Here is a 24,307-nt window from a genome sequence, read left to right as displayed (position 1 = left end):
GAGGCCTGGCCTGACGGCTACACGATCGTGACGTGCACGGACACGAGTCGGATCTGCATCCCGGGGACGTCCGGAGGGTTGGCGTGGCACTGCGCTATCAGCCGCTGGTGGATGCGGAAGTACGCCTCGTCCAGGCGGTCCAGGCTCGTGCCCGTCACCAACCAGCGCAACCGCTGGCTCTGGTTGATGAATGCGTCCAACTCGGGAAAGAGGTTCGTGATCCGGAGCCGGGCGACGGTCGCGGCGTCGACGACCCGCGCTCGGAAGCCGACCTTGAGGACACACCTGTCCGCACCTGTCGGCGGCCGGAGCAGCACCTCCACGAAGAGGGTCCGGGGCCGCAGGTCGACCAGGGCGACGCTGCCGGCGTCCACCGGGGCGACAGGATCCGACGTGACACCGATCGGCTCCACGACGTGCCGCCCAGCCACCTCGAACACCCGGACGGTGCCCGGGCGACGGGCCGGCAGCTCGGCCTCGGCACGGCGGCGCAGCCCGTGCCACGACCGCCCGGCGCGACGCAGGTTGCGTTCGACGAGCACGGGGAACAGGTCCCGTCGCTCCCCGCCCGCATCCCTTCCGGTAGCGATCACGTCGCTGACAGTATGGATGGCGCCCGCGGCGGACAACCTTCCAATGTCGTCGGTCGAGCGGTCGTTCGGTGCGGAGCGCTGACGCCTGGGAGACGGCGGATGACCGAACGAGTCCCGTCACGAACCGTTGCGGCTGCGCCGAGGGACCGTTCGCCAGGTACGGGTCCGACGTTACTCACGCCGACCCGTCACACCCGCCCCGACGACCGGACGGCCGCCGGAGCGGGAGGGTGCTCAGGCGGGGCTGGCGACGCGAACCGCGTCGGCGATGCGCTCGGCCGTCTCGCGGGCGGTGTGCTCGGTGGCCGCCTCGACCATGACCCGGACCAGCGGCTCGGTGCCGGAGGGGCGCAGCAGCACCCGGCCGGTCTCGCCCAGCTCCGCCTCGGCCCGCTCGACCTCGGCCCGGACGGCGGGCGCGGCGGCGCCGACCGTACGGTCCCCGACCGGCACGTTGATCAGCACCTGCGGCAGCTTGGTGACCACGGCGGCCAACTCCGCGAGGGACTTCCCGGTGGCGGCGATCCGGGACATCAGGTGCAGCCCCGTCAGCACGCCGTCGCCCGTGGTGGCGTACGCGGGCATCACGATGTGCCCGCTCTGCTCGCCGCCCAGCGCCAGGCCGGACGCGCGCAGTTCCTCCAGCACGTACCGGTCGCCGACCTTGGTCTCGAGCAGTCGGATGCCCTGCGCGGACATGGCCAGCCGCAGGCCGAGGTTGCTCATCACGGTGGCGACCAGGGTGTCGTCGGTGAGGGTGCCGGCCTCCCGCATGGCGAGCGCGAGGATCGCCATCACCTGGTCGCCGTCGACCTCGTCGCCGTCGGCGGTGACCGCCACGCAGCGGTCGGCGTCGCCGTCGTGGGCGATACCCAGGTGCGCGCCGTGCTCGACCACGGCGGCCCGCAGGGCCTCGATGTGGTTGGAGCCGCACTCGTCGTTGATGTTGAGGCCGTCCGGCTCCGCGTAGATGGCGACGACCTCGGCCCCCGCCTCCCGGTACACCACGGGCGCCACCTCGGCCGCCGCGCCGTTGGCGCAGTCGACCACGACCTTGAGCCCGTCGAGGCGGTGCGGCACCGTGCCGATCAGGTGCTGCACGTAGTGGTCGGCGCCGTCGAGCAGGTCGTGCACCCGGCCGACGCCAGCGCCGACCGGCCGCTTCCAGGCGGTGGTGGCGTTGGCTTCCACCGCCGACTCGATCCGCAGCTCGATCTCGTCCGGCAGCTTGTGCCCGCCGGCGGCGAAGAGCTTGATCCCGTTGTCGGGCATCGGGTTGTGCGAGGCGGAGAGCATCACGCCCAGGTCGGCCTTGGTCTCGGCGGTGAGGAACGCCACAGCCGGGGTCGGCAGCACGCCCACCCGGACCACGTTGGCGCCGGCACTCGTGAGCCCGGCCACCACGGCGGCCTCCAGCATCTCGCCGCTGGCCCGGGTGTCCCGCCCGACCACGGCCAACGGGGGATGGCTCCGGTCCGACTCGGCGAGCGTGTGCGCGGCGGCGACCGCCACCGCCAGCGCCAACTCAGGCGTGAGATCCGCGTTCGCCCGCCCGCGTACGCCGTCCGTGCCGAACAACCGGCCCATACCCGCCAACCTCCGATGAAACGGTCCAGGAAAGGCGAACGGCCGGGCCGCCTCCCATCGAGGGGAGGCGACCCGGCCGTTCGTCAGAAGTACAACGCGCAGCTGTTGATCAGCGCTTCGAGTACTGGGGAGCCTTACGGGCCTTCTTGAGGCCGTACTTCTTGCTTTCCTTGACCCGGGCGTCCCGGGTGAGGAAGCCGGCCTTCTTCAGCGCCGGGCGGTCGTCCGGCTCGCTGACGATCAGGGCCCGGGCGATGGCCAGCCGGAGCGCGCCGGCCTGACCGGTGGTGCCGCCGCCACGCAGGTTGGCGATGACGTCGAACGCCTCCGGCTTCTCGGCGGTGACCAGCGGGTCCTTGATGAGCTGCTGGTGCACCTTGCTCGGGAAGTAGGCCTCGAGGTCCCGGCCGTTGCAGGTGATCTTGCCGCTGCCCGGGACGATGCGCACCCGGACGATGGCCTCCTTGCGCCGACCCACGGTCTGGATCGGGCGGTCACCACGCGGCGCGCGGGCGACGGGCGCCGGCGCCTCGGTGGCCTCGGGGGCGACCTCGGTCTCGGTGATGTCGGTCATGCTGTTTCCTTCGCCCGCGCTCACTGCGCGATCTGCTTGATCTCGAACGGCACCGGCTGCTGCGCGCCGTGCGGGTGCTCGGCACCGGCGTAGACCTTCAGCTTCTTGATGAGCTGACGGCCGAGCTTGTTGTGCGGGAGCATGCCCTTGACGGCCAGCTCGATGGCCCGCTCGGGACGCTTGGTCAGCAGCTCGTCGTAGCCGACCTGCTTGAGACCACCCGGGTAACCGGAGTGGCGGTAGGCGATCTTGGTCTGGCGCTTGTTGCCGGTCAGCGCGACCTTGCCCGCGTTCACGATGACGACGAAGTCGCCCGTGTCGACGTGCGGCGCGAAAGTCGGCTTGTGCTTGCCGCGCAGCAGCGTGGCGGCGTGGGTGGCCAGGCGGCCCAGCACGACATCAGAGGCGTCGATGACGTGCCACTGACGCTCGATCTCACCCGGCTTCGGGCTGTACGTACGCACAGGTATACCTTGTCTCGTCGTCGGTCTGGGGTCGCGCGCCGAGGTTACCGGGCGCGCACGAACGACCAAGCGTACCTCAGGCGGCACGCCTCTGGATGTCGTACAACAGCAGGCAACGATACCCGCCGCCCCATCGGCAGGTCAAAACGGGGGTACGCCCCCGCCTGGCCCCCGAAGGATACCCGGCGGTGCTCACACCCCGACCGCCCGGCGTACGCCCGGGCGCAGGTAGACCAGCCAGGTCACCCCGAAGCAGACCGCGTACGCGACGACGAAGGCGACGTACGCCGCGTCCGCGCTGCCCCGGGCCAGGAACGACTGCCGGAAGGCGACGTTCACCAGCAGTCCGCCGCAGGCCCCGACCGCCCCGGCGATACCGATCAGCGAACCGGTCATCCGCCCGGCCCAGCGCCGCGCCGTGGCCTCGTCCCGCCGGCCGGCGGCCACGTCGGCCGCCGCGCGGGCCCGGAAGATCGCCGGGATCATCTTGTACGTCGAGCCGTTGCCGATCCCGCAGAAGACGAAGAGCGACAGGAAGCCGAGCAGGTAGAGCCAGAACGAGCGGTCCCGGGCCGCGAGGAGCACCACGGCGGCGCCGGCCGCCATCGCGACGAAGTTCCAGAAGGTCACCCGGGCCCCGCCGAGGCGGTCCGCGAGGTGGCCGCCGACCGGCCGGACCAGCGACCCGATCAGCGGGCCGAGAAACGTCAGCCAGACGGCGTCGACCGGGGTCGGGAAGCGCTCGGCGAACTGGAGCTGGAGCACCTGGCCGAAGGCGAAGCCGAAACCGATGAAGGAGCCGAAGGTGCCGACGTAGAGCAGCGACACGACCCAGGTGTGCGGGTCGCGGGCGGCCTCGCGCAGCGCGCCGGGCTCGTTGCGCGCCTCCGGGACGTCGTCCAGCCAGCGTGCGGCGGCGAGAGCGGCCAGCACGATCAGCGGCAGGTAGAGGGCGGGCACCAGGCGGGGGTACGCGGCGCCCGCCGTCGCCAGCACCGCCAGGCCGACCAGTTGCACCGCCGGCACGCCGAGGTTGCCACCGCCGGCGTTGAGCCCGAGCGCCCGGCCCTTGAGCCGCTGCGGGTAGAAGAGGTTGATGTTCGCCATCGAGGAGGCGAAGTTGCCCCCGCCCACGCCGGTCAGGCAGGCCAGCACCATCAGGGTGGAGTAGGAGACGCCGGGTTCCAGCAGCACCGTCATCGGCACGGCCGGGACGAGCAGCAGCAGCGCGCTGACGATCGTCCACCTACGCCCGCCGAAGCGCGCCACGGCCAGCGTGTAGGGCAGCCGCAGCGCCGCCCCGAGGGCGGCCGGCACCGCGGTGAGCAGGAACTTCCCCGCCGGGTCGATGCCGTACCCGGGGCCGAGGAAGAGCACCGTCACCGACCAGAGGCTCCACACGGAGAAGCCCACGTGCTCGGCGAAGATCGAGACCCAGAGGTTGCGGCGGGCGATCCGCGCCCCCGTCGTACGCCAGAACTCGGGATCCTCGGGGCGCCAGTCGTCGATGCGGCGCCGGCGGCCGGCGGCCGGCCGGGCGACCGGGGCCAGGGGTGTGGTGGGGGCGAGTGCGCTCACGGGCGGCTCCTCCTCGTCGGTGCGACCTGGAGGAACGCTAGGAATCCGGGATTACCCCGCCGTGCCCGTCGCGGGTCGGGACGGCAACGGAGACCGCACCACGGGCGGACGCCGCCGGTGAGATGTCAGAGCTCTTGCAGGATGCGTAGCGCCCGGCCGACCCGGTGCATGGTCTCGGTGTCGGCGACGTCCACGCACTCGGTGAACCACTTCTTCATCGGCGAGGAGAGCCGGTCGGGCATCACCACGTACGCGCCCATCGGCACCGCCAGGGGCGAGTCGCGCAGCAGCGCCTCCTCGACCACCTCGGCCACGATCACGATCGGCACGTCGGTGGAGTTGTAGACGTCGGAGCTGATGACCAGTCCGAGCCGTTCCCGGGCGCCGTCGATGCGCCAGACCTCGCCCCTACGCAGCACGCGGGCGCCCGCCGAAGAGCACGTCGTCGACCATGCCCACCTCGCGGGCGTCGGCGAGGGCGGCGGCTTCGAGGTCGAGACCGGCCCGGCCGACGGCGGCGGCGTGCGCGGTGAAGACCTCGCGCAGCGCCTTCTCGCGGGCCGCCTGGTCCATCCACGCCGACAGGGAGAGCCCCTCGCGCTTCGCGAACCGCCGGGCCTCCTCGATCGTCTCGTCTGAGAACGACAGGGTCACCTTGGCAGTCATGCCGAGCAGACTACCCATCGGTATGACCGGCAGTCATCCCGTCGACCCCACCTATTCGCGCCGACCGCCGAACACGGCAAACCGCCACTGCCACATAACTGAAATATTCGATTGCGCTTGCGGTTGTTGCGCTTGCAGGAGACGATGTCCGAAGCGTCAGGACAGCTTCTGGAACGGCCTGCCGCACGAGGGGGGACGCCCGTGAGCCCGACCGCCAGGACGACGTCCGTCATGCCCAGCGCGGGAGCCGAGCGCAGCCAGGTCGCCGCGGTCGACAGACTCCTCAGGCGCCATCCGGACGAGGCCCCTACAGCGAAGGCTCGCCTCGTCTCGCCGAACGGCGAGGAGGTCGAACTCCCCGCCCAACTGCTCGACGTCCTGCGGCACGCATCGGCACTGCTCGCCCGTGGCGACGGAGTCGCCGTGAGCGCCGTTGCCCGGGAGTTGTCGACGACCGAGGCGGCCAAGCTCCTCGGCATGTCCCGCCCGACGCTGGTCCGCCTTCTGGAGACCGCTGCCATCCCCTGCCATCGGGTGGGCAGCCACCGGCGGCTGCTCCTCTCCGACGTCCTGGCGTTCCGGCAGCGCCAGATGCGGGAGCGCCGGAAGTCGTACGAGGCCTTGATGCTGGAATCCGACGCGCTCGGGCTCAACGTCGACGAATAGCGCGGTCACCCTCCGGCGCTGGATACGGTGTCCACTGTGACGCTCGGCGCCCCCTTGGTGTTCCTGGACGCCAACATCCTGTACTCACGGACCCTGCGCGACTGGATCAGCCTGCTCTCGCTGGAGAGCGACTGCCTCGCCTACGTCGCCGACACGTCGATGGGACTGGTCCAGCGCGTCGTCCTGAAACAGGTCTCCTACTACCGACGCAGCCTGGTCACCGAGGATCGCGATGAGCAGGATCTGATCGCCCACCTGCGCAAGGCCGGGGCGCACCGGTTCGCCCAACGCCTTGAAGGCCACCTCGACGGGCGCACCGACCGGCCGTAGCCGGGGCAGGTGCGCCGGCTACGGCCACGTCGGTGTCAGTTCGGCATCCGTGCGTCATTCACCCGCGCCGACCGCCGAACACGGCGAACCGCCACTGTTTGAAGTGGCAGTCGACGTCGACCAGGCCGGCCTCTGCCAGCCAGCGACACTGCGCGCTGACCGGCGCGGGCCGGTCGTACGCCATCCGGCCCTCGGCGGCGGCGATCTCGTCGGCGTCGGATCCCCGTGCGGCGACCTGCGCCAGCCACACCTCGTGGTAGCGCCGGTCCAGCGCCTCGGTGGGGCCGGCGACCTGCTCGGCGTTGACGAACACGCCGCCGGGCGCCAGCGCCGCCGGCACCCGCCGGTAGAGCTCGCGCTTGCCGGCGTCGTCGAGGTGGTGCACGGCCAGCGCGCTGACCACCGCGTCGTAGCGCCCGGCGGGCAGCGGGTGGGCCAGGTCGGCCAGCACCGTCCGATGGGCCACCCCACGGGTGCGCAGGTGGTCGGCGGCGACGGCGAGCATGGCCGGCGCGGCGTCGACCAGGGTCAGCCGGATCCCCGGCACGGCGGCGGCGAGCAGCAACGACAGCAGCCCGGTGCCCGCGCCCAGGTCCAGCACCTCGGGCGTACGCCCTGCGGCGAGCGCGGCACGCAGCGGCGGCGCGGCTACCTCGACGGCGGTGCCGTAGAAGGCGTCGAAGCAGGGCACGAGGCGCCGGCGGGCCTCGTCGTAGCTGCCGGCCACCGCGTCGAAGGCCTCGGCCACGTCCATCGCGCCTCCCAAAATATAGGAACAAGCTCCCACATTGTAAACGCTGCGAACCTGCCCGCTGCCAGCGTGCGGTGTGAGCCGCTCTTGACAGGACCGAAACAAACGGGACCCGGACCGGAAACCGCTCACCGGCACGCTTTGCCGACATGACAGACGGTGCACACGCGGCGACCGGACCGGGCCGGACGCCCCGCCAGGTGGCCACGCACTGCCCGTACTGCGCCCTCCAGTGTGGGATGACGCTGCGCGAGGAGCCCGGCCGGGTGAGCGTGCTGCCCCGGCAGTTCCCCACCAACCGGGGCGGCCTCTGCCAGAAGGGTTGGACCGCCGCCGAGCTGCTCGACCACCCCGAGCGGCTGACCACCCCGCTGCTGCGGGACCCGGCCGACGGCGAGCTGCACCCGGCGACCTGGGACGCCGCCCTCGACCGGATCGTCACCGGCCTGCGCACCGTCCAGGAGGGCCACGGACCCGACGCGGTCGCCGTCTTCGGCGGCGGCGGACTCACCAACGAGAAGGCGTACGCGCTGGGCAGGTTCGCCCGAGTGGCGCTGCGTACGAGGCACATCGACTACAACGGACGGTTCTGCATGTCCTCGGCGGCGGCCGCCGGCATGCGCGCCTTCGGCATCGACCGGGGCCTGCCGTTCCCGCTGGCCGACCTGGGCCGGGCCGACACGCTGCTGCTGGTCGGCGCGAACCCGGCGGAGACCATGCCCCCGCTGGTGCGCTGGCTGACCGAGCAGCGCGAACGCGGCGGCCGGCTGATCGTGGTCGACCCCCGGGTCACCGCCACCGCCCGCCAGGCCGACCTGCACCTGCAACCCCTGCCGGGCACCGACCTGGCGGTGGCGAACGCACTGCTGCACATCGCGCTCACCGAGGGCTGGATCGACCGGGAGTACGTGGCCGGGCGCACCATCGGCTTCGAAGCGGTCCGCCGCGTGGCGGCCGGCTGGTGGCCGGCCCGCGCCGAGGCGCTCTCCGGGGTGCCGGTGGCCGACCTGGAGGCGACCGCCCGGGCCCTCGGCACCGCCGAGCGCGTGATCATCCTGACCGCGCGCGGCGCCGAGCAGCACGCCAAGGGCGTCGACACGGTCACCGGCTTCGTCAACCTGGCGCTCGCCCTCGGCCTGCCCGGCCGCCCCGGCTCCGGGTACGGCTGCCTCACCGGGCAGGGCAACGGGCAGGGCGGACGGGAGCACGGGCAGAAGGCCGACCAGCTCCCCGGCTACCGCAGGATCGACGACCCGGCCGCCCGGGAACACGTCGCCGGGGTCTGGGGCGTGCCGGCCGAGGATCTGCCCGGGCCGGGCGTGCCGGCGTACGAGCTGCTGGACTCGCTGGGCACGCCCGCCGGGCCGAAGGCGCTGCTGGTCTTCGGCTCGAATCCGGTGGTCTCCGCGCCCCGGGCCGCCCGGATCGAGGGCCGGCTGCGCGATCTCGATCTGCTGGTGGTCGCCGACTTCCTGCTCTCCGAGACGGCCGCGCTGGCCGACGTGGTGCTGCCCACCGCCCAGTGGGCCGAGGAGGACGGCACGATGACCAACCTGGAGGGCCGGGTGCTGCGCCGCCGCGCCCTGCGTACGCCGCCGCCGGGTGTCCGTACCGACCTGGGGATCCTCGCCGACCTCACCGCCCGGCTCCGGGGTGGCGCCGGCGGGGAGGACGCCGCCGATCCGCGGGTCGTGTTCGCGGAGCTACGGCGGGCCTCGGCCGGCGGGATCGCCGACTACGCCGGGGTGAGCTGGGAACGGATCGACGAGCACGACGGCGTCTTCTGGCCCTGCCCCGCCGAGGACGGCCCGGACACCCCCCGGCTCTTCGCCGACCGCTTCCCCACCCCGGACGGGCGGGCCCGGTTCCACGCGGTGGAGCACCGGCCGGCGGCCGAGGAGGTCTGCGCCGAGTACCCGCTGCACTTCACCACCGGCCGGGTCCTCGCGCAGTACCAGTCCGGCACCCAGACCCGCCGGGTCGCCGCGCTGCGCCGGGCCGCCCCGGACGCGTTCGTCGAGCTGCACCCCGACCTGGCCGGGCGGCTCGGCATCGGCGACGGCGAACCGGTGCGGGTGGTCTCCCGCCGGGGCGAACTGCGCGCGCCGGCCCGGCTCAGCACCGCCATCCGGCCGGACACCGTCTTCGCGCCGTTCCACTGGGGCGGCGCCGCGCGCGCCAACTCGGTCACCAACGACGCCGTCGACCCGGTCTCCGGAATGCCGGAGTTCAAGATCTGCGCCGTCCGGCTGGAGAGGGTGCCATGACCGAGCGCATCGTGATCATCGGCAACGGGATGGCGGGCTCCCGGCTGGCCGGCGAGCTGCACGCCCGGGGCGGGGACCGGAAGGTCACCGTGCTCGGCGCGGAGCCGCACCGGGCGTACAACCGGATCATGCTCTCCACCCTGCTGGCGGGCAAGGTCGGCGAGCCGGACGTGGAGCTGGCCGAGGCCGCCGGGCAGGGCGTCGACCTGCGTACCGGGGTGAGCGTCACCGCCGTCGACCGCGCCAGCGGCACGGTCCGCACCGACGACGGCGACCGCGTCGCGTACGACCATCTGGTGCTCGCCACCGGCAGCCGGGCCGTGGTGCCCCCGCTGCCCGGGCTGGACGGGCCCCGGCTGCCGGAGCGGGTGGTGCCGTTCCGCACCCTGGACGACTGCCGACGGATCCTCGCCGTGGCCGCCGGCGCGCGCCGCGCCCTGGTGCTCGGCGGCGGGCTGCTCGGGCTGGAGGCGGCCCGCGCGCTCGCCGCCCGGGGCCTCGACGTCGCGGTGGTGCACCCGGTGCCGTACCTGATGGAACGGCAGCTCGACCCGGCCGGCGCGGCCGTGCTGGCCGACACGCTCGCCGGCCTCGGGGTGCGCACCCACCTGGCCGTGGCGGCGGCCGGGGTGGTCGCGGACGCCGACGGGGTCCACCTCGACCTGGCCGACGGCCGCTCGCTCGCCGCCGACCTGCTGGTCCTCTCCTGCGGGGTACGCCCCGACACCGCCCTCGCCGCCGCCGCGGGGCTGGCCGTGGATCGGGGCGTGCTGGTCGACGACCGGCTGCGCACCAGCGACCCGCGGATCTCGGCGATCGGCGACTGCGCCCAGCACGACGGCGCCCTCACCGGGCTGGTCGCCCCGGCGTGGGCGCAGGCCCGGGTGGTGGCGCAGGTGCTCACCGGGGAGGACGCCGGGGCCCGCTACCGGCCCCGCCCGGCGGTGACCCGGCTCAAGGCGACCGGCATCGACCTCGCCGCCATGGGTGACCCGGGCGACGGCGGGACCGGCGAGGAGCTGACCTTCGCCGACCCGGCCCGGGGCACGTACGCCCGGCTGCGCATCCGCGACGAGCGGCTGACCGGCGCGATCCTGCTCGGCGACAACCCGGCGGTCGGCACCGTCATCCAGCTCTTCGACCGGGGCCAGCCGGTGCCGGCCGACCGGCGCGGCCTGCTGCTCGGCCGGTCGTTCGGCGCGGCGGCCACGCCCGCCGCGACCCCGGCGCTGATGCCGGACGCGGCGACCGTCTGCCGGTGCAACGACGTCAGCAAGGGAGCGCTGGTGAGCTGCTGGCGTTCCGGGGCCCGGACGGTCGACGCCGTGGTCGCCGCGACCCGGGCCGGCACGGGATGCGGGAGCTGCCGGGACGCGGTCGCCGGCATCGTCGGCTGGTTGTCGGAAGTGGAATCGGTGGAGGTGACGCAATGAGCGAGCGAATCAGCAGGCTCGGTGCGACGGAGCCTCATGACGGCACGCAGCGCAGCGGAGTGCCGTCATGAGCGGTGGTCGGTTGGTCGTCGTCGGCAACGGGATGGTCGGGCAACGCCTCGTGGACGCGCTGCGCGCCCGCGACCCCGACGGACGGTGGCGGGTCACCGTCCTCGCCGAGGAGACCCGCCCCGCGTACGACCGGGTGCGGCTCTCGGCCTTCTTCGACGGGGTCGGCGCCGAGGAGCTGAACCTGCACACCCCCGACGACGGGGTGGACCTGCGCCTGGGCGAGCCGGCCACGGAGATCGACCGGGAGCGGCGGCTGGTGCGCACGGCGGCCGGCGAGCACCCGTACGACGCCCTGGTGCTGGCCACCGGCTCGTCCGCGTTCGTGCCGCCGGTGGAGGGCGCGACCCTGCCGGGGGTGTTCGTCTACCGGACCCTGGACGACCTGGCGGCGATCCGGGAGCACGCGCGCGGCCGGCGTACCGGGGCGGTGATCGGCGGTGGGCTGCTCGGGCTGGAGGCGGCGAACGCGCTGCGGCTGCTCGGGCTGGCGACCAGCGTGGTGGAGTTCGCGCCCCGGCTGATGCCGGTGCAGGTGGATCCGGCCGGCGGCGCGATGCTCCGCCGGTACGTCGACGAGCTGGGCGTACGCACCCACCTGGGCGTGGCCACCACCGCCGTCCGGCCCGGCCCCGACGGCGCGGTCGCCGGGCTGGAACTGGCCGACGGGACCGTGGTCGACGCCGACCTGGTGGTGGTCGCGGCCGGCGTCCGGCCCCGCGACGAGCTGGCCCGGGCGGCCGGTCTCGCCCTGGGCCCGCACGGCGGGGTGCTGGTCGACGGCACCTGCCGGACGGCCGACGAGCGGATCTGGGCGGTCGGCGAGTGCGCGGCGGTCGACGGCACCTGTCACGGCCTGGTCGCCCCCGGGTACGCGATGGCCGAGGTGGTCGCCGACCGGTTGGTGGGCGGGGCGGCCACCTTCCCCGGCGCGGACACCGCCACGAAGCTGAAGCTGCTCGGCGTGGACGTGGCCTCGTTCGGCGACGCGCACGGCACCACGCCGGGCTGCCTCGACGTCACGTTCACCGACCCGGCCACCCGCGTCTACGCCAAACTGGTTCTCTCCGACGACGCGCAGACCCTGCTGGGCGGGGTGCTGGTCGGCGACGCGAGCGCGTACCCGGCGCTGCGGGCCAGTGTCGGCGGTCCCCTGCCCGCTCCCCCGCTGGCGCTGCTCGCCCCGGCCGGCGCGGCGGGCGCGGGGGCCGGCGCCCTGCCCGCTGCCGCGCAGGTCTGTTCCTGCAACGCGGTGACCCGCGCCGACATCGACACGGCGATCGCCGGCGGCTGCACGGACGTGCCGGCGCTGAAGGCGTGCACCCGGGCGGGGACGAGCTGCGGCTCCTGCGTGCCGATGCTGAAGCAGCTGCTCGACGCGGCCGGGGTGCGGCAGTCCACGGCGCTCTGCGAGCACTTCGACGCCAGTCGGCAGGAACTGTTCGACATCGTGCGGGTACGCGGCATCCGCACCTTCTCGCGGCTCGTCGCCGAGCACGGCCGGGGTCGCGGCTGCGACATCTGCAAGCCGGTGGTCGCCTCGATCCTCGCCTCCCTCGGCGCCGGCCACGTGCTGGACGGGGAGCAGGCGTCGTTGCAGGACACCAACGACCACTTCCTGGCCAACCTGCAACGCGACGGCAGCTACTCGGTGGTGCCCCGGATCCCCGGTGGGGAGATCACCCCGGAGAAGCTCATCGTGATCGGCGAGGTGGCCCGGGACTTCCGGCTCTACACGAAGATCACGGGCGGGCAGCGGATCGACCTGTTCGGGGCCCGGGTCGAGCAGTTGCCGCAGATCTGGCGCCGGCTGGTCGACGCCGGCTTCGAGTCCGGCCACGCGTACGGCAAGGCGCTGCGCACGGTGAAGTCCTGCGTCGGCGAGACCTGGTGCCGGTACGGGGTGCAGGACTCGGTCGGGCTGGCCATCGCCCTGGAGCTGCGCTACCGGGGACTGCGCGCCCCACACAAGATCAAGTCGGCGGTGTCGGGGTGCGCCCGCGAGTGCGCCGAGGCGCGCAGCAAGGACTTCGGCGTCATCGCCACCGACACCGGCTGGAACCTCTACGTCGGCGGCAACGGCGGCTTCCGGCCCCGGCACGCCGACCTCTTCGCCACCGACCTGTCCACCGAGGCGCTCGTCCGGCTGGTCGACAGGTTCCTGATGTACTACGTCCGCACCGCCGACCGGCTGCAACGTACCGCCGCCTGGATCGAGGCGATGGAGGGCGGGCTCGACCACCTCCGCGCGGTCATCGTGGACGACTCGCTCGGCCTCTGCGCCGAACTCGACGCCGCGATGGCCCGGCACGTCGAGTCGTACTCCGACGAGTGGCGCGACGTGCTGGAGGACCCGGTACGGCTGCGCCGGTTCGCCTCCTTCGTCAACGCCCCGGAGGTTCCCGACCCGTCCATCACGTTCGCCCTCGAACGGGGCCAACCCGTCCCGGCCCGCCGGCCGGCGGGCACCGGGGATCCCCGACCAGAACGCCCACGTGCGGGCCGGCAGCCGGTCGCGCTGGGCATGCCGGAGGTACGGCCGTGACCACCACGACACTGCCCACCGCCACGCGCGCCTGGACGCCGGTCTGCCCCCTTGACCGGCTGGAGCCCGAGCGGGGCGTCGCCGCGCTCGTCGACGGCGTGCAGGTGGCCCTCTTCCGCACCGTCGACGGGCTGTTCGCCCTCGACAACCGCGACCCGGTCGCCGGGGCGTACGTCCTGTCGCGCGGGCTCGTCGGTAGCCGGGGCGAGGTGCCGACGGTCGCCTCGCCGCTGCACAAGCAGGTGTACGACCTGCGCACCGGAGTCTGCCTGGACCTGCCCGGCGTCGCCGTGCCCCGGCACGACGTGCGCTGCCGGGACGGCCTGGTCGAGGTGCGGCTGCGACGGGAGGGGTGAATGCGCGACGAACTGGCCGGCTTCACCATCGGGGTGACCGCCGACCGCCGGCGGGACGAACTCGCCGCGCTGCTGCAGCGGCGCGGCGCCCGGGTGGTGATCGCCCCGGCGCTGCGGATCGTGCCGCTGGCCGACGACACCGACCTGCGCGCGGCCACCCGGGCCTGCCTGGAACGGCCGCCCGACGTCCTCATGGCCAACACCGGCATCGGGATGCGCGGTTGGCTGGAGGCGGCCGAGGGCTGGGGGCTGGCCGAGCCGCTGCGCGGCGTGCTCGCCGACGCGTACGTGGTCGCCCGGGGTCCCAAGGCGCGCGGAGCCATCCGGGCCGCGGGCCTGCACGACCAGTGGTCACCGGACTCGGAGAGCTGCGAGGAGGTGGTCGAGCACCTGTGCCGGCGCGGCGTGGCCGGGCAGGTGGTCGCCATGCAGCTGCACGGCGACCGGCAGCCGGAGTGCACGCTGGCGCTGGAGGCGGCCGGGGCGACCGTGATCGAGGTGCCCGTCTACCGCTGGGCGCCGCCGACCGACCCGGCCCCGCTGCACCGGCTGATCGACCTGGTCGCCGGCCGGCTGGTCGACGCGGTCACCTTCACCTCGGCCCCGGCGACGGAGGCGCTGCTGCACGCCGCCGGGGACCGCTGCGAGGCGGTGCTCGACGCGTTCCGGGGAGACGTGCTCGCCAGTTGCGTGGGCGCGGTCACCGCCGGGCCGCTGCTGCGGCGCGGGGTGCCGGTCAGCGCGCCGGCGCGGGCCCGCCTGGGTGCCCTGGTGCGGATGATCGTCGACGAGCTGCCGCGCCGCACGGTCACCCTGAAGGTGGCCGGTCACCTGCTCACGCTGCGGGGGCACGCCGCCGTGGTCGACGGCGAGCTGCGCCCGCTCGCGCCGGCGCCGATGGCGGTGCTGCGGGCACTGTGCGCCTCGCCCGGTCGGGTGCTGTCCCGGACCGCCCTGCTGCGTACGCTGCCCCGCGGCGCCGACGAGCACGCCGTGGAGATGGCGGTGGCCCGGCTGCGCGCCGGGTTGCGCGCGCCCCGGGTGGTGCAGACGGTCGTCAAGCGCGGCTACCGCCTCCGGGTCGACTGAGCGGGGACCCGGAGGCGGTAGCCGGCCCGGTCAGCCGACCGGCGTCGGGTAGCCCCGGCCGTGCTCGGCCTCGAGGCGGAGCATGGCGTGCTCCACAACGGTCACCAGCACCTGCTTGACCGCGTCCCGGTGCCGGGCGTCGGTCAGCACCAGCGGCACGTCCGGCGAGATGGCCAGCGCCTCGCGGACCTCTTCCAGCTCGTACTGCGGCGCGCCGTCGAACCGGTTCAACGCCACCACGTACGGCAGCCTGCGGTTCTCGAAGTAGTCCAGCGGCGCGAAGGCGTCGGTGATCCGGCGGGTGTCCACCAGCACGGCGGCCCCCACCGCGCCCTTGATGATCTCGTCCCACATGAACCAGAAGCGGGTCTGGCCCGGCGTGCCGAAGAGGTACAGGATCAGGTCCTCGGCCATGGTGATCCGGCCGAAGTCCATGGCGACCGTGGTGGTCTGCTTCCCCGGCACCTTGGACGGGTCGTCGATGCCGACACCGGCCGCGGTCATCACCGCCTCGGTTCTCAGCGGGGTGATCTCCGAGATCGCGCCGACCAGCGTCGTCTTGCCCACGCCGAAGCCACCCGCGACCACGATCTTCGCGGAGATGATTCCCCGGTTTCGGCGGGCCCCGGCGGGGTCATAGCCTGCGAAGTCCACTTAGCACCCTTCCAAGGATTTCCATCCGCTCCTCGAACCCCTCGGCGGGAGCGGCAGTGTGTAGCGTCAGCAGGCTCTCGGCCACCATGTCGGCGACCAGCACCCGGGTGACGCCCAGCGGCATCCGGGTGTACGCGGAGATCTCGGCCAGCGACTGTGCCCGGCCCTCGCAGACAGTGGCGATGCGGTGCTTGTCGTGCCCCGCGAAGCGGGCCTCCGCGGCCTGGGTCGCGCTGGCCGTCAGGACCGCCTCCAGGGCGATGTCCATCCGGGCCTCTGTCCGGCCGCGGGTGACCGCGTACGGCCGTACCAGCGCACCACGTGGGTCCACGCGCCGTTGGTCCATCGACGATCACCTCCTTTCCCGGCCGGGGCCCCTGGTCGGGCACCGGATCTTCTCGTCCTGGCGACGTACGGCCCGCACGTCGCGTCCTCCGCTAGGACCGCACCGCGTCCCGGGGCAGCGGCACCAGCGCCGCACCGACCCGCTCGACCAGCAACGCCATCTCGTAACCCACCTGACCGACGTCGCAGCTGCGGGCCGCCAGCACTGCCATGGAGGAGCCGTCGCTGATCGACATCAGGAAGAGATAGCCGCTGTCCATCTCGATGACCGTCTGGAGCACGCCGCCGGCGCTGAACATCCGGGCGGCGCCCTCGGTCAGGCTGACCACGCCCGAGGTGATCGCCGCGAGCTGGTCCGCCCGGTCCGGGGGCAGGTCCCGCGAGGAGGCGAGCAGCAGCCCGTCGGCGGACACCGCCACCACGTGGGCGATTCCCGCCACGCTGTCGGCGAAGTTGGTGAGCAACCAACTCATGTCCTGCATGGCCGCTGGCCTGTTCATCGACTCGTCTCCTTGGTCGAGGTGCTGTCCTGGTCCGTTCCGGCCGCCCGGCCGCGCTGCACGCCGCGGTGGTAGGCCGACAACAGGCCCCGAACTTCGTCCGGGGTACGCCGGCTGCGGTCGCGGCCGGCCCGGGGCTCGATCCCGCCGGGCACGAGCTGTGCCTGCGGCTGCCGCTTGGGCAGCCCGGAGCGGGTGGTGCCGGCGGTGGCGGGGGCCGCCGCCCGGCTGGCCCGGGACCAGCCTTCGTCTGCCGCTGTCCGCCAGGCGTCGGCGGATGCCGCCGGGGGCGGGTCCGCGGGAGGCGCCGCCGCGGGAGGTGTGTCCGGCATGCTGGGCCGCGTCGCGGCCGGCGGGGCGTACGACGGCGGTGCCGGCTGCGCGGGGGGCGGGGCGGTGTCGGTGCTGCCCGGCGTGCGGGTGGGCAGCCGGGGCGTGCGGGGCTGTGCCGGTGCCGGCTGGGCGGCGGCCGGCATCCCGGCTGCGGGCGCTCCGGCGCCCTGTGCCGCGGCGGCCTGCTGCGCCGCGGGCGACTGGCTGAAGTCCGGGCGGGTGAAGATGGCCGTGGCGTCGTTACCGTGCGACCGGAACCACACCGCCTCCATCTCCCGGAAGATCGGTGCCTCGGCCGGCAGTTCGGGGCGCGGGGTGATCGGCGCGGCGGGGCGCGGGGCGAGCGGGGCCGTGGCGGCCAGGCCGGCCCCGAGGCCACGGCCGGCACCCGGATCCGCGCTCAGCCCGGTGGCACCCGGCGACCCGGCGATCGGGCCGGCGGGCAGGCCCGGCGTGCCCGGCGCCGCGGACTCCCCGCCGGGGACGCGCCTGGGCAGCGACTCGACCGTGGGGTACGCGACAGTCGGCGTGCCGACCGAGGCGCCGCCGGGGAAGGCCGGCCGTGCCGGGGGCGCCTGCGGAACGGTCGGCTGCGGCGCGGTCAGGCCGCCGGCCTGCACGGGAGCCGCGGTGTCCCGCGCCTGCTCCGGGGCCTGCCAGGGCGCCGGGGCGGCGGAGCGCCACTGGTCGGTGAGGGTGGCCGAGGCGGTACGCCCCGCGCTGGCCGGCTCGGCGAGGCCGGCCGGGGTGAGGGGGCTCTGCTCGACCGCGAGCGGCTGCCGGGGGCGGGTGATCTGCTGGTCCCGGCTGTGCACGGGCGGCAGTACGACCGTCGCGGCGGGCAGCGTCACCTGGGCGACCGTGCCGCCCTCCACGTTGCGGCGCAGCTCCACCCGGATGCCGTAGCGGGACGCCAACCGGCTGACCACGGCCAGACCCATCAGCCGGAACGCCGCGACGTCGACGCTCGGCGGGGCGGCCAGCCGCCGGTTGAGCGAGTCGAGCTGGTCGTCGGTGAGGCCGAGGCCCCGGTCCTCGACCTGGATCAGGACGTAGTCCCGGATCCGCCGGCCGTCGGCCACCACGGTGGTGGTGGGCGGCGAGAAGCGGGTGGCGTTGTCGAGCAGTTCGGCGACGAGCCGGACCACGTCGTTGACCGCGTGCGCGGCGACCGAGATGTCGGTGTCGACGGTGCCGAACTCGATCCGGTTGTAGAGCTCCACCTCGGACTGGGAGGCCCGCAGCACGTCCACCAGGAGGGCGTCGTCGCGGCGCGGCACGGCCGAGTCGGCACCGGCCAGCACGAGCAGGTTCTCGTCGTTGCGGCGCATTCGCGTGGCGAGGTGGTCCAGCTCGAACAGCTGCGCGAGCCGCTTCGGGTCCTCCTCGCCGCGCTCGATCGCGTCGAGTTCGCCGATCATGCGGTCGACCAGGGTCTGACTACGGCGGGCCAGGTTGAGGAACATCGCCGAGACGCTGGTACGCAGCGCGGCCTGCTCGGCCGCCACGCGGACCGCCTCGCGGTGCACGACGTTGAAGGCGAGCGCCACCTGGCCCACCTCGTCGCGGTTGGTGAGCTTGATCGGATCGCGTACCTGCCGGACGATCTCCTCGACGCCGCCGTCGCCGACGTTGCCGACGTTCTGCAGCCGCTGCACCGCGTCCGGCAGGTCGTGGTTCGCCACCGAGAGGGCGCCCTCCCGCAGCCGGCGCAGCGAGTGGTTGAGCGAGCGGGCCAGCACCACGGCGAGGGTCACCGCGACGATGAGGGTCAGCAGGACCAGCGCCGACTCGATGATGGCCTGCCGGATGACGTCCGACCGGGCCTGGTCGGCCTGGCTGAGCAGCCGGTCCTGGAGCCGGATCTCGGCCCACCGCATCAGGTCGTTGACGGCGCCGATGGCGGCCGTGGCGTCCTGGGCGCTCACCAGCGAGGGCTGCCCGACCGAGCGGGTGATGTCGGCGGCCACCCGGTCGGCGAGGGTGACCGCGTCACCGGAGACCGTGCTGTCGACCAGGGCGCGCTGGGCCGGCTCGGCGGCCAGGGAGAAGGAGACCAGGGCCTCCTGCTGGCTGGTCAGCGTGGCCACGAAGGAGGAGAACTGCTCCTCGTCGAGCCGGCCGGCGACGAGGGCGGTGTAGACGACCGACTGTTCCTCGGCGACGGCCGCCTTGGCGCGGGCGAACGCGGCGACCGCGCGCCGGGCGTCCGAGAGCCGCTCGTCACCGGGCAGCTGGGCCAGGCCGTCGCCGTACGCGACCAGGTCGGTGATGATGACGCCGTAACGGAGCGCGGCCTCGGCGACCGCCATCTGCTGGCGGTCCAGCACCTCCTGCCGGGTGCTGGCGAGCGTCTCCAGGTGATCGTCGATCCTCGCCAGCCGCTCCCCCACGGCGGCCGGCACCTCGCCGACGCGTCCGCGCTCGGCCCGGTACGCCTCGACCCGCTGGTCGGTGCTGCGCACCCGCAGGTTGTAGGCGTCGGCCTTCTGCTGCGGCGTCGAGAGGAAGGCCGCGGCGGCCATCCGCTCCTGGTGCAGGTCCTGCGTCAGCGCGGAGACGTTGATGGAGAGCGCGGTCAGCGCGCGCGCCTGGTTGGCGTCGAAGGTGTTCTCGCCGACGGCGACGAGTCGCACCGTGGCCAACGCGAGCACCGCGGCGACCGGCACGACCAGGATCAGCGCGAGCTTGGAGCGGATCCGCACGTCACGGAGCCGGGGCAACCAGCGCCGCTTCGGCTGCTCGGTGTCGCCACCCGCGGGCAGGGTCGTCGGTCCGGTGCTCACGACATCGCCTCCGTCGTTTCTTCCACGCCTGCCCCGCCGACTCGCGCCCGGTGCAGCGGACTGCGCCACACGCGGCACGGCCGCGATTTCATCAGAAGTGATCCTGTTTGGGAAGCCACAGTGGGGTAGGAAACGGTTGGAGGGCACGCATCCCGCGATCCGGTCAACTAATACCTTCATTTCTCCATGCCCGTGAACAGGGCATGTAACTCCAGAGTGGTCATCCGTGTCGTATTAGTAAGCGTTTGCAAACTTCCCGTTGCCCCACCATGTGGGATACGCGTCCCGAAACGCTTCCGACGCTCCGCTTGACCACAGGGCCCGGCGTTGGCAAGGTTTTGCAGGCTTCGCGCACACCGTACGGCAGACCGATCCCGTTCCTCCACTGAGGACGGACAACCCGGCGGTGACCGGGCATCGTCCCGGGCCGCATCTGGAGGACTGAGTTGAGCCCCATCCGCTCCGCGACCGCCGCGGCGATCGCATCGGCCGTGCTGGCCACCACGCTCACCGGCTGCCAGTCTGGGGCGGACGAGCAGGACACCAGTCCCATCGTCATCGCCGCGGACCTCGAACTCTCCGGCGCGGCGGCACCCATCGGCAAGGCGTACCAGCGGGCGCTGGAACTGAAGGTCGACCAGCTGAACTCCTCCGGTGCGCTGAACGGCCGCAAGGTCGAGCTGCGGGTGAAGGACAACCGGTCGGACGCGAGCGAGTCGCTGCGCAACATCGGTGACTTCAGCGCTGATTCCCAAGTCAGCGCCATCATCATGGGCGGCTGCAACGAATGCGCCGTCGGTGCCGTACGCACCATCAACGAGAAGCGAATTCCCACCATTGCGCTCGCCGCGTCCAGCGCCGTGACCACCCCGGTCGCCGAACGGCGGTACGTGTTCAAGCTCTCCCCGAACGCGGCCGACAGCGCCGCCGCCCTCGCCGGGGAGATGCGCCGCAAGGGCGTACGCAAGGCGGCCGTGCTGCACAGCGACGACGCCTACGGCCGCGAGGGGCTGACCGCGCTGCGCGCCGAGTTCGCCAAGAGCGGCGTCAAGCTGCTGCGCGAGGAGGCCGTCCGCACCACCGACACGGAGGTCGGCCCGCAGGTCAAGGCACTGGTCGGGAAGAAGCCGGACGCGATCGTCATCTGGACCTCGGCGGAGCAGGCGACGCTGGCCGCCACCGCCGCGAAGCAGGCCAAGTTCGAGGGTGACCTCTTCTTCGACGCGGCGGCTGCCGGCGACCTCTTCCTCGGTGCCGCGTCCGGGGCGACCGAACGCGCCACGCTGGTCTTCACCCAGACGATGGTGATCGACGACGTGATCGCCACCACGCCGGCCAAGGCGGCCCGGCGGCAGTGGTTCCAGGACTACACCGCCCGCTTCGGCGGCTACAACGGGTCCTCCTCGTTCGCCGCCGACGCCTTGCAGCTCATCGCCGACGCCGAGCTGCGTGCGGGCAGCGAGCCCGGCGAGGTCGACCGTGACGGCATCCGGGACGTGCTCGAGACGACCCAGTTGGACGGTCTCTCCGGGCCGATCCGGATGACGCCGGACAACCACTCCGGCCTGATGCCGCAGGCCCTCACCACCCTGGTGGCGCGTAACGGGCGCTGGCGCCTCGCGAGCTGACCGGGCGGTGTGGCCCGCCGTTGTCCGGCGGGCCACACCGTCGCCCCGTCGCGGCGGGTCAGCGGGCCGACGTGGTGGCCCGGACCCAGGGCAGGGCGAGACGCTCGACCAGGGACAGTGCGCTGTAGAGCGCGATGCTCATCAGCGCGATCAGCATGATCGCCGCCCAGGCGGTCGCGGTGTCGCCGACACCGTTGTACTGGAGGATCTGGTAGCCCAGCCCCGGCTTGTCCGAATAGAACTCGCCGATCACCGCGCCGATCGCGGCCAGCGGCATGGCCACCTTGAGCCCGACGAAGATCTGCGGCAGCGCGGCGGGGAGACGCACCTTGCGGAACGCCTGCCACCACGAGGCGTTCAGGGACCGGGCCAGCTCGGCCAGGTCGGCCGGGGTGGTGGTGAGGCCGGTCGCCGTGGAGAGCACGATCGGGAAGAAGCAGAGCAGGAACACCATGGTCAGGATCGGCTTCGTACCCCAGCCGACCGAGACCACCAGCAGCGGACCGAGGGCGATCTTCGGCACCGCGTTGACCGCCACCAGCAGCGGCGCGAACATCCGCTCGACGCGCCGGGACGCGGCCAGGGCCATCCCGATCAGCACGCCGGCGAGCGTCGACAGCAGGAATCCGAGCACCGTCATCATGGTGGTCACGCCGAGCGACGGCATCAGCACGTCCCCGCCCGCGACCAGTGCCTGCCACACCGCCTGCGGCGGGGGCAGCGACACGGGGTGCACCAGCTCCAGGCCCGACGTGACCAGCCACCAGGCGGCCAGCGTGATCACGGCGCCGAGCAGCGGCAGCCCGACGGCCGCCGGGCGTAGACCGGACCGGCGCGCGGGTGCCGGTCGGGGCGCACCGGCACCCGCGGGTTGCTTCCCGGTGTGGCCGGACCGGGTAGCGGTCTTCTCCGTCACGGGTTCTCCTCTCCTGCCGGCCGGGCCGGCACGCGACGGGGGTGCGGCCCCCGGGTCGCCCCGGGTGGACCGCACCCCCGTGCCGTGGTCGGCGTCCGTCAGGCCTTCGGCGCGAGGCTGAAGTCGATGATCTGGTCGGGGGTGATGTTCTGCTTGAGCGAGCCGGCGCCCTGCAGGATCGCGATGCTCTTGGCGACCCGGCCGCTGTCCAGGGTGCCGAGCTGGGTGCCGGAGTTGCTGGAGCGTACGTAGCCGGCCATGAGCTGGAGCTCGGCGGCGGCCGCGGCGGGGTTCGCGGCGTCGACGTTCTTCTTCAGCAGCTCACCCGCCTCCTGCGGGTTGGTCAGCGCGTAGTCCAGGCCCTTCAACAGGGCACCGGTGAACCGCTTGACCATCTCCGGCTTCTCCTTGGCGAGCTTGGAGGAGGTGATCAGCACGTTGCCGTAGAGGTCCTGCATCACGTTGCTGTAGGGCAGCATGACGGCCTTCTGCTTGGTCACCGTCTCGATGGTGGGCTGGCCGACGACGAACTGGCCGATGCCGTCCACCGTGCCGGAGCCGAGCATGCCCATCAGGGCCTGCGCCTGGCCGTTGACCCAGGTCACCTTGCTCGCGTCCACGCCGGCCATCCGCGCGTACGTCGGGAAGAGGTTGCGGACGACGGAGCCCTCGGTGTCGGCGAGCTTCTTGCCCTCGAGGTCCTTCGGCGACGCGATGCCCTTGCCCTCGACGGTGGCGATGGCGGCCATCGTGCGCTGCTGGATCGCCGCGACCGCGACGAAGTCCTTGGCCTGGCCGTTGCCGACCTGGAGCAGACCGCCGGTGAGGTCGATCGGGCCGAACTGGGCCTGGCCGCCGACGATCTGCTGGATCACCGCGCCGGTGCCCTGACCGGGCTTGATGTCGACGTCGAACCCGGCCTCCTTGAAGAAGCCCTTCTCCTTCGCGACCCAGGCGTAGGAGTCCCGGCCGAAGTTGCCAAACGAGGTGAGGTATGTCACCTTCTCCAACGCCGCGCCGTTGCCGCCCTTGTCTGCGCCGGAGTCCGAGTCGCCGCTGCACCCGGAGACCAGGGCGAGGGCGGTGGCCAGCGCAACGGCAGCGACCGTACGGGTCAGCCTTCTCATCTGTGCACCATGTCCTTTCCGACCGGAGCGGCACGCCGCCGCCGGAGGGGGGTTGTCTGGCGGGGCCGGCCGAGGGGTTGAGCCGACACCAACCGTCTGGAGGGGACTAGCTGGCACAGCGTACGAGAAACCATCCTTCACAATGCCAGGCGTATGGGTTTCGTTACGCAAAAATCCTCGCGTCCACCCCGGACGCCATACCATCCACACGGGCCGGTTACCCTGGGCCGCGATTGCTGATCGTCGACTCAGGAGGCCGCCGGGATGATCAAGCTTTCCGGGGTGTCCCGTACCTTCGACGGCCGCAGCGGCCGCGTCGAGGCGCTGCGCGGCATCGACCTCGACGTGGCGCCGGGCGAGTTCGTCGCCGTGCTCGGCCGCTCCGGATGCGGCAAGTCCACGCTGCTGCGCCTGATCGCCGGTCTGCTCCCGGTGACCGAGGGCAGCATCACCGTGGCCGGTACGCCGATCACCAAGCCGCGCCCGGACATTGCGATGCTCTTCCAGCGACCGGCCCTGCTCCCCTGGCGCACCGTCCTGGACAATGTCCTGCTGCCGGTGGAGATCTTCGGCTGGAAGCGGGCCAAGCACCGCGACCGGGCCCGGGAGCTGCTGGAACTCGCCGGACTGGGCGGCTTCGAGAAGCGGCTGCCGCACGAGCTCTCCGGCGGCATGCAGCAGCGGGTGTCGCTGTGCCGGTCACTGATCGGCGAGCCCCGGGTGATGCTGATGGACGAGCCGTTCTCCGCGCTCGACGCGCTCACCCGCGAGGAACTTTCCGGCGAGCTGCAACGCGTGCACATGACCTCCGGGGCCACCGTCGTCTTCGTCACCCACTCGATCGACGAGGCGGTGCTGCTGGCCGACCGGGTGGTCGTACTCAGCCCCCGGCCCGGCCGGATCCGCAAGGTCGTCGACGTGAACATCCCGCGACCGCGCACCCTCGGCCGCAACGCGCACCTGGCAGACGTCGCCCGGGTCAGCGCCGACCTGCACGAACTCCTCATGGAACGGGACCTGCCGGCGACAGCCGGCGCGGAACGGCCATGA

Annotated in this window: 23 protein-coding genes; 9 read left to right on the top strand and 14 right to left on the bottom strand. The window is 73.1% G+C overall.

What is annotated here, in order from left to right; all coding sequences use genetic code 11:
* Positions 1-17: 17 nt before the first annotated feature.
* From ACGFIR_RS18710 to ACGFIR_RS18680, 7 genes are all read right to left on the bottom strand, one after another.
* A complete protein-coding gene (locus ACGFIR_RS18710) occupies positions 18-593 on the bottom strand; it encodes a hypothetical protein (protein ID WP_392998491.1) in 576 nt (191 codons plus the stop codon).
* Positions 594-827: 234 nt separating this feature from the next.
* Positions 828-2,180 carry a phosphoglucosamine mutase gene (gene glmM, locus ACGFIR_RS18705; protein ID WP_392998489.1) on the bottom strand — a complete coding sequence of 451 codons (1,353 nt, stop codon included), beginning with the start codon at positions 2,178-2,180 and terminating at the stop codon, positions 828-830.
* Positions 2,181-2,289: 109 nt separating this feature from the next.
* Complete coding sequence (gene rpsI, locus ACGFIR_RS18700) at positions 2,290-2,754, bottom strand: 30S ribosomal protein S9 (protein WP_088647409.1); 465 nt, start codon at positions 2,752-2,754, stop codon at positions 2,290-2,292.
* 20 nt (positions 2,755-2,774) lie between these two features.
* The gene (rplM, locus tag ACGFIR_RS18695) at positions 2,775-3,218 is read right to left on the bottom strand and encodes a 50S ribosomal protein L13 (RefSeq protein WP_154941857.1); all 444 of its coding nucleotides are present in this window, start codon (positions 3,216-3,218) and stop codon (positions 2,775-2,777) included.
* Between the two features lie 192 nt (positions 3,219-3,410).
* Positions 3,411-4,796, bottom strand: a complete 1,386-nt coding sequence (locus tag ACGFIR_RS18690; protein ID WP_393146191.1) for an MFS transporter — start codon at positions 4,794-4,796, stop codon at positions 3,411-3,413.
* A 125-nt stretch (positions 4,797-4,921) separates the two neighbouring features.
* Positions 4,922-5,215: a hypothetical protein gene (locus tag ACGFIR_RS18685; RefSeq protein WP_392998485.1), complete on the bottom strand. Its 294-nt coding sequence runs from the start codon at positions 5,213-5,215 to the stop codon at positions 4,922-4,924.
* A complete protein-coding gene (locus ACGFIR_RS18680; protein WP_088998395.1) occupies positions 5,205-5,462 on the bottom strand; it encodes a DUF6364 family protein in 258 nt (85 codons plus the stop codon). The genes ACGFIR_RS18685 and ACGFIR_RS18680 overlap by 11 nt, the downstream gene beginning before the upstream one ends.
* Positions 5,463-5,693: 231 nt before the next feature.
* Between ACGFIR_RS18680 and ACGFIR_RS18675 the strand changes: the two genes are divergently transcribed.
* Positions 5,694-6,128 carry a helix-turn-helix domain-containing protein gene (locus ACGFIR_RS18675; RefSeq protein ID WP_392998483.1) on the top strand — a complete coding sequence of 145 codons (435 nt, stop codon included), beginning with the start codon at positions 5,694-5,696 and terminating at the stop codon, positions 6,126-6,128.
* A gap of 36 nt (positions 6,129-6,164) precedes the next feature.
* On the top strand, positions 6,165-6,458 hold the full coding sequence (locus ACGFIR_RS18670) for a hypothetical protein (RefSeq protein WP_392998481.1): 294 nt from the start codon (positions 6,165-6,167) through the stop codon (positions 6,456-6,458).
* Between the two features lie 58 nt (positions 6,459-6,516).
* Here ACGFIR_RS18670 and ACGFIR_RS18665 read toward each other — a convergent pair whose 3' ends face one another.
* Positions 6,517-7,212 carry a class I SAM-dependent methyltransferase gene (locus tag ACGFIR_RS18665; protein ID WP_393146189.1) on the bottom strand — a complete coding sequence of 232 codons (696 nt, stop codon included), beginning with the start codon at positions 7,210-7,212 and terminating at the stop codon, positions 6,517-6,519.
* Positions 7,213-7,358: 146 nt separating this feature from the next.
* Between ACGFIR_RS18665 and ACGFIR_RS18660 the strand changes: the two genes are divergently transcribed.
* From ACGFIR_RS18660 to ACGFIR_RS18640, 5 genes are all read left to right on the top strand, one after another.
* The gene (locus ACGFIR_RS18660) at positions 7,359-9,476 is read left to right on the top strand and encodes a molybdopterin oxidoreductase family protein (protein WP_393146187.1); all 2,118 of its coding nucleotides are present in this window, start codon (positions 7,359-7,361) and stop codon (positions 9,474-9,476) included.
* Positions 9,473-10,909, top strand: a complete 1,437-nt coding sequence (locus ACGFIR_RS18655) for an FAD-dependent oxidoreductase (protein WP_393146185.1) — start codon at positions 9,473-9,475, stop codon at positions 10,907-10,909. The genes ACGFIR_RS18660 and ACGFIR_RS18655 overlap by 4 nt, the downstream gene beginning before the upstream one ends.
* 67 nt (positions 10,910-10,976) lie before the next feature.
* Entirely contained in the window at positions 10,977-13,523 is a 2,547-nt protein-coding gene (nirB, locus tag ACGFIR_RS18650) for a nitrite reductase large subunit NirB (protein ID WP_393146183.1), read from the top strand.
* Between the two features lie 11 nt (positions 13,524-13,534).
* Positions 13,535-13,879, top strand: coding sequence for a nitrite reductase small subunit NirD (gene nirD / locus ACGFIR_RS18645; protein ID WP_392999398.1), 345 nt, complete (start codon positions 13,535-13,537; stop codon positions 13,877-13,879).
* On the top strand, positions 13,880-14,968 hold the full coding sequence (locus tag ACGFIR_RS18640; protein ID WP_392998471.1) for a uroporphyrinogen-III synthase: 1,089 nt from the start codon (positions 13,880-13,882) through the stop codon (positions 14,966-14,968).
* A 30-nt stretch (positions 14,969-14,998) separates the two neighbouring features.
* Here ACGFIR_RS18640 and ACGFIR_RS18635 read toward each other — a convergent pair whose 3' ends face one another.
* The 4 genes from ACGFIR_RS18635 to ACGFIR_RS18620 form a co-directional block, all read right to left on the bottom strand.
* Positions 14,999-15,622: an ATP/GTP-binding protein gene (locus ACGFIR_RS18635; RefSeq protein ID WP_334607644.1), complete on the bottom strand. Its 624-nt coding sequence runs from the start codon at positions 15,620-15,622 to the stop codon at positions 14,999-15,001.
* Entirely contained in the window at positions 15,603-15,968 is a 366-nt protein-coding gene (locus ACGFIR_RS18630; protein WP_088998388.1) for a DUF742 domain-containing protein, read from the bottom strand. The genes ACGFIR_RS18635 and ACGFIR_RS18630 overlap by 20 nt, the downstream gene beginning before the upstream one ends.
* Before the next feature lie 91 nt (positions 15,969-16,059).
* Positions 16,060-16,467, bottom strand: coding sequence for a roadblock/LC7 domain-containing protein (locus ACGFIR_RS18625; RefSeq protein WP_392998469.1), 408 nt, complete (start codon positions 16,465-16,467; stop codon positions 16,060-16,062).
* Complete coding sequence (locus ACGFIR_RS18620) at positions 16,464-19,586, bottom strand: nitrate- and nitrite sensing domain-containing protein (protein WP_393146181.1); 3,123 nt, start codon at positions 19,584-19,586, stop codon at positions 16,464-16,466. Before ACGFIR_RS18620 ends, ACGFIR_RS18625 begins: the two co-directional genes overlap by 4 nt.
* A gap of 446 nt (positions 19,587-20,032) precedes the next feature.
* Here ACGFIR_RS18620 and ACGFIR_RS18615 point away from each other — a divergent pair, with 446 nt between their 5' ends.
* The gene (locus ACGFIR_RS18615; RefSeq protein WP_392998465.1) at positions 20,033-21,214 is read left to right on the top strand and encodes an ABC transporter substrate-binding protein; all 1,182 of its coding nucleotides are present in this window, start codon (positions 20,033-20,035) and stop codon (positions 21,212-21,214) included.
* A 58-nt stretch (positions 21,215-21,272) separates the two neighbouring features.
* Here ACGFIR_RS18615 and ACGFIR_RS18610 read toward each other — a convergent pair whose 3' ends face one another.
* Positions 21,273-22,130, bottom strand: coding sequence for an ABC transporter permease (locus ACGFIR_RS18610; RefSeq protein WP_392998463.1), 858 nt, complete (start codon positions 22,128-22,130; stop codon positions 21,273-21,275).
* Between the two features lie 98 nt (positions 22,131-22,228).
* Positions 22,229-23,257: an ABC transporter substrate-binding protein gene (locus ACGFIR_RS18605; RefSeq protein ID WP_392998461.1), complete on the bottom strand. Its 1,029-nt coding sequence runs from the start codon at positions 23,255-23,257 to the stop codon at positions 22,229-22,231.
* Between the two features lie 264 nt (positions 23,258-23,521).
* Here ACGFIR_RS18605 and ACGFIR_RS18600 point away from each other — a divergent pair, with 264 nt between their 5' ends.
* A complete protein-coding gene (locus ACGFIR_RS18600; RefSeq protein ID WP_392998459.1) occupies positions 23,522-24,307 on the top strand; it encodes an ABC transporter ATP-binding protein in 786 nt (261 codons plus the stop codon).

The organism is Micromonospora sp. NPDC049051, from assembly GCF_043197575.1.
Taxonomy (GTDB): Bacteria; Actinomycetota; Actinomycetes; order Mycobacteriales; family Micromonosporaceae; genus Micromonospora.
The sequence above is the reverse complement of the archived record's forward strand: the minus strand, read 5'-3'. Positions and strand labels throughout refer to the sequence as shown.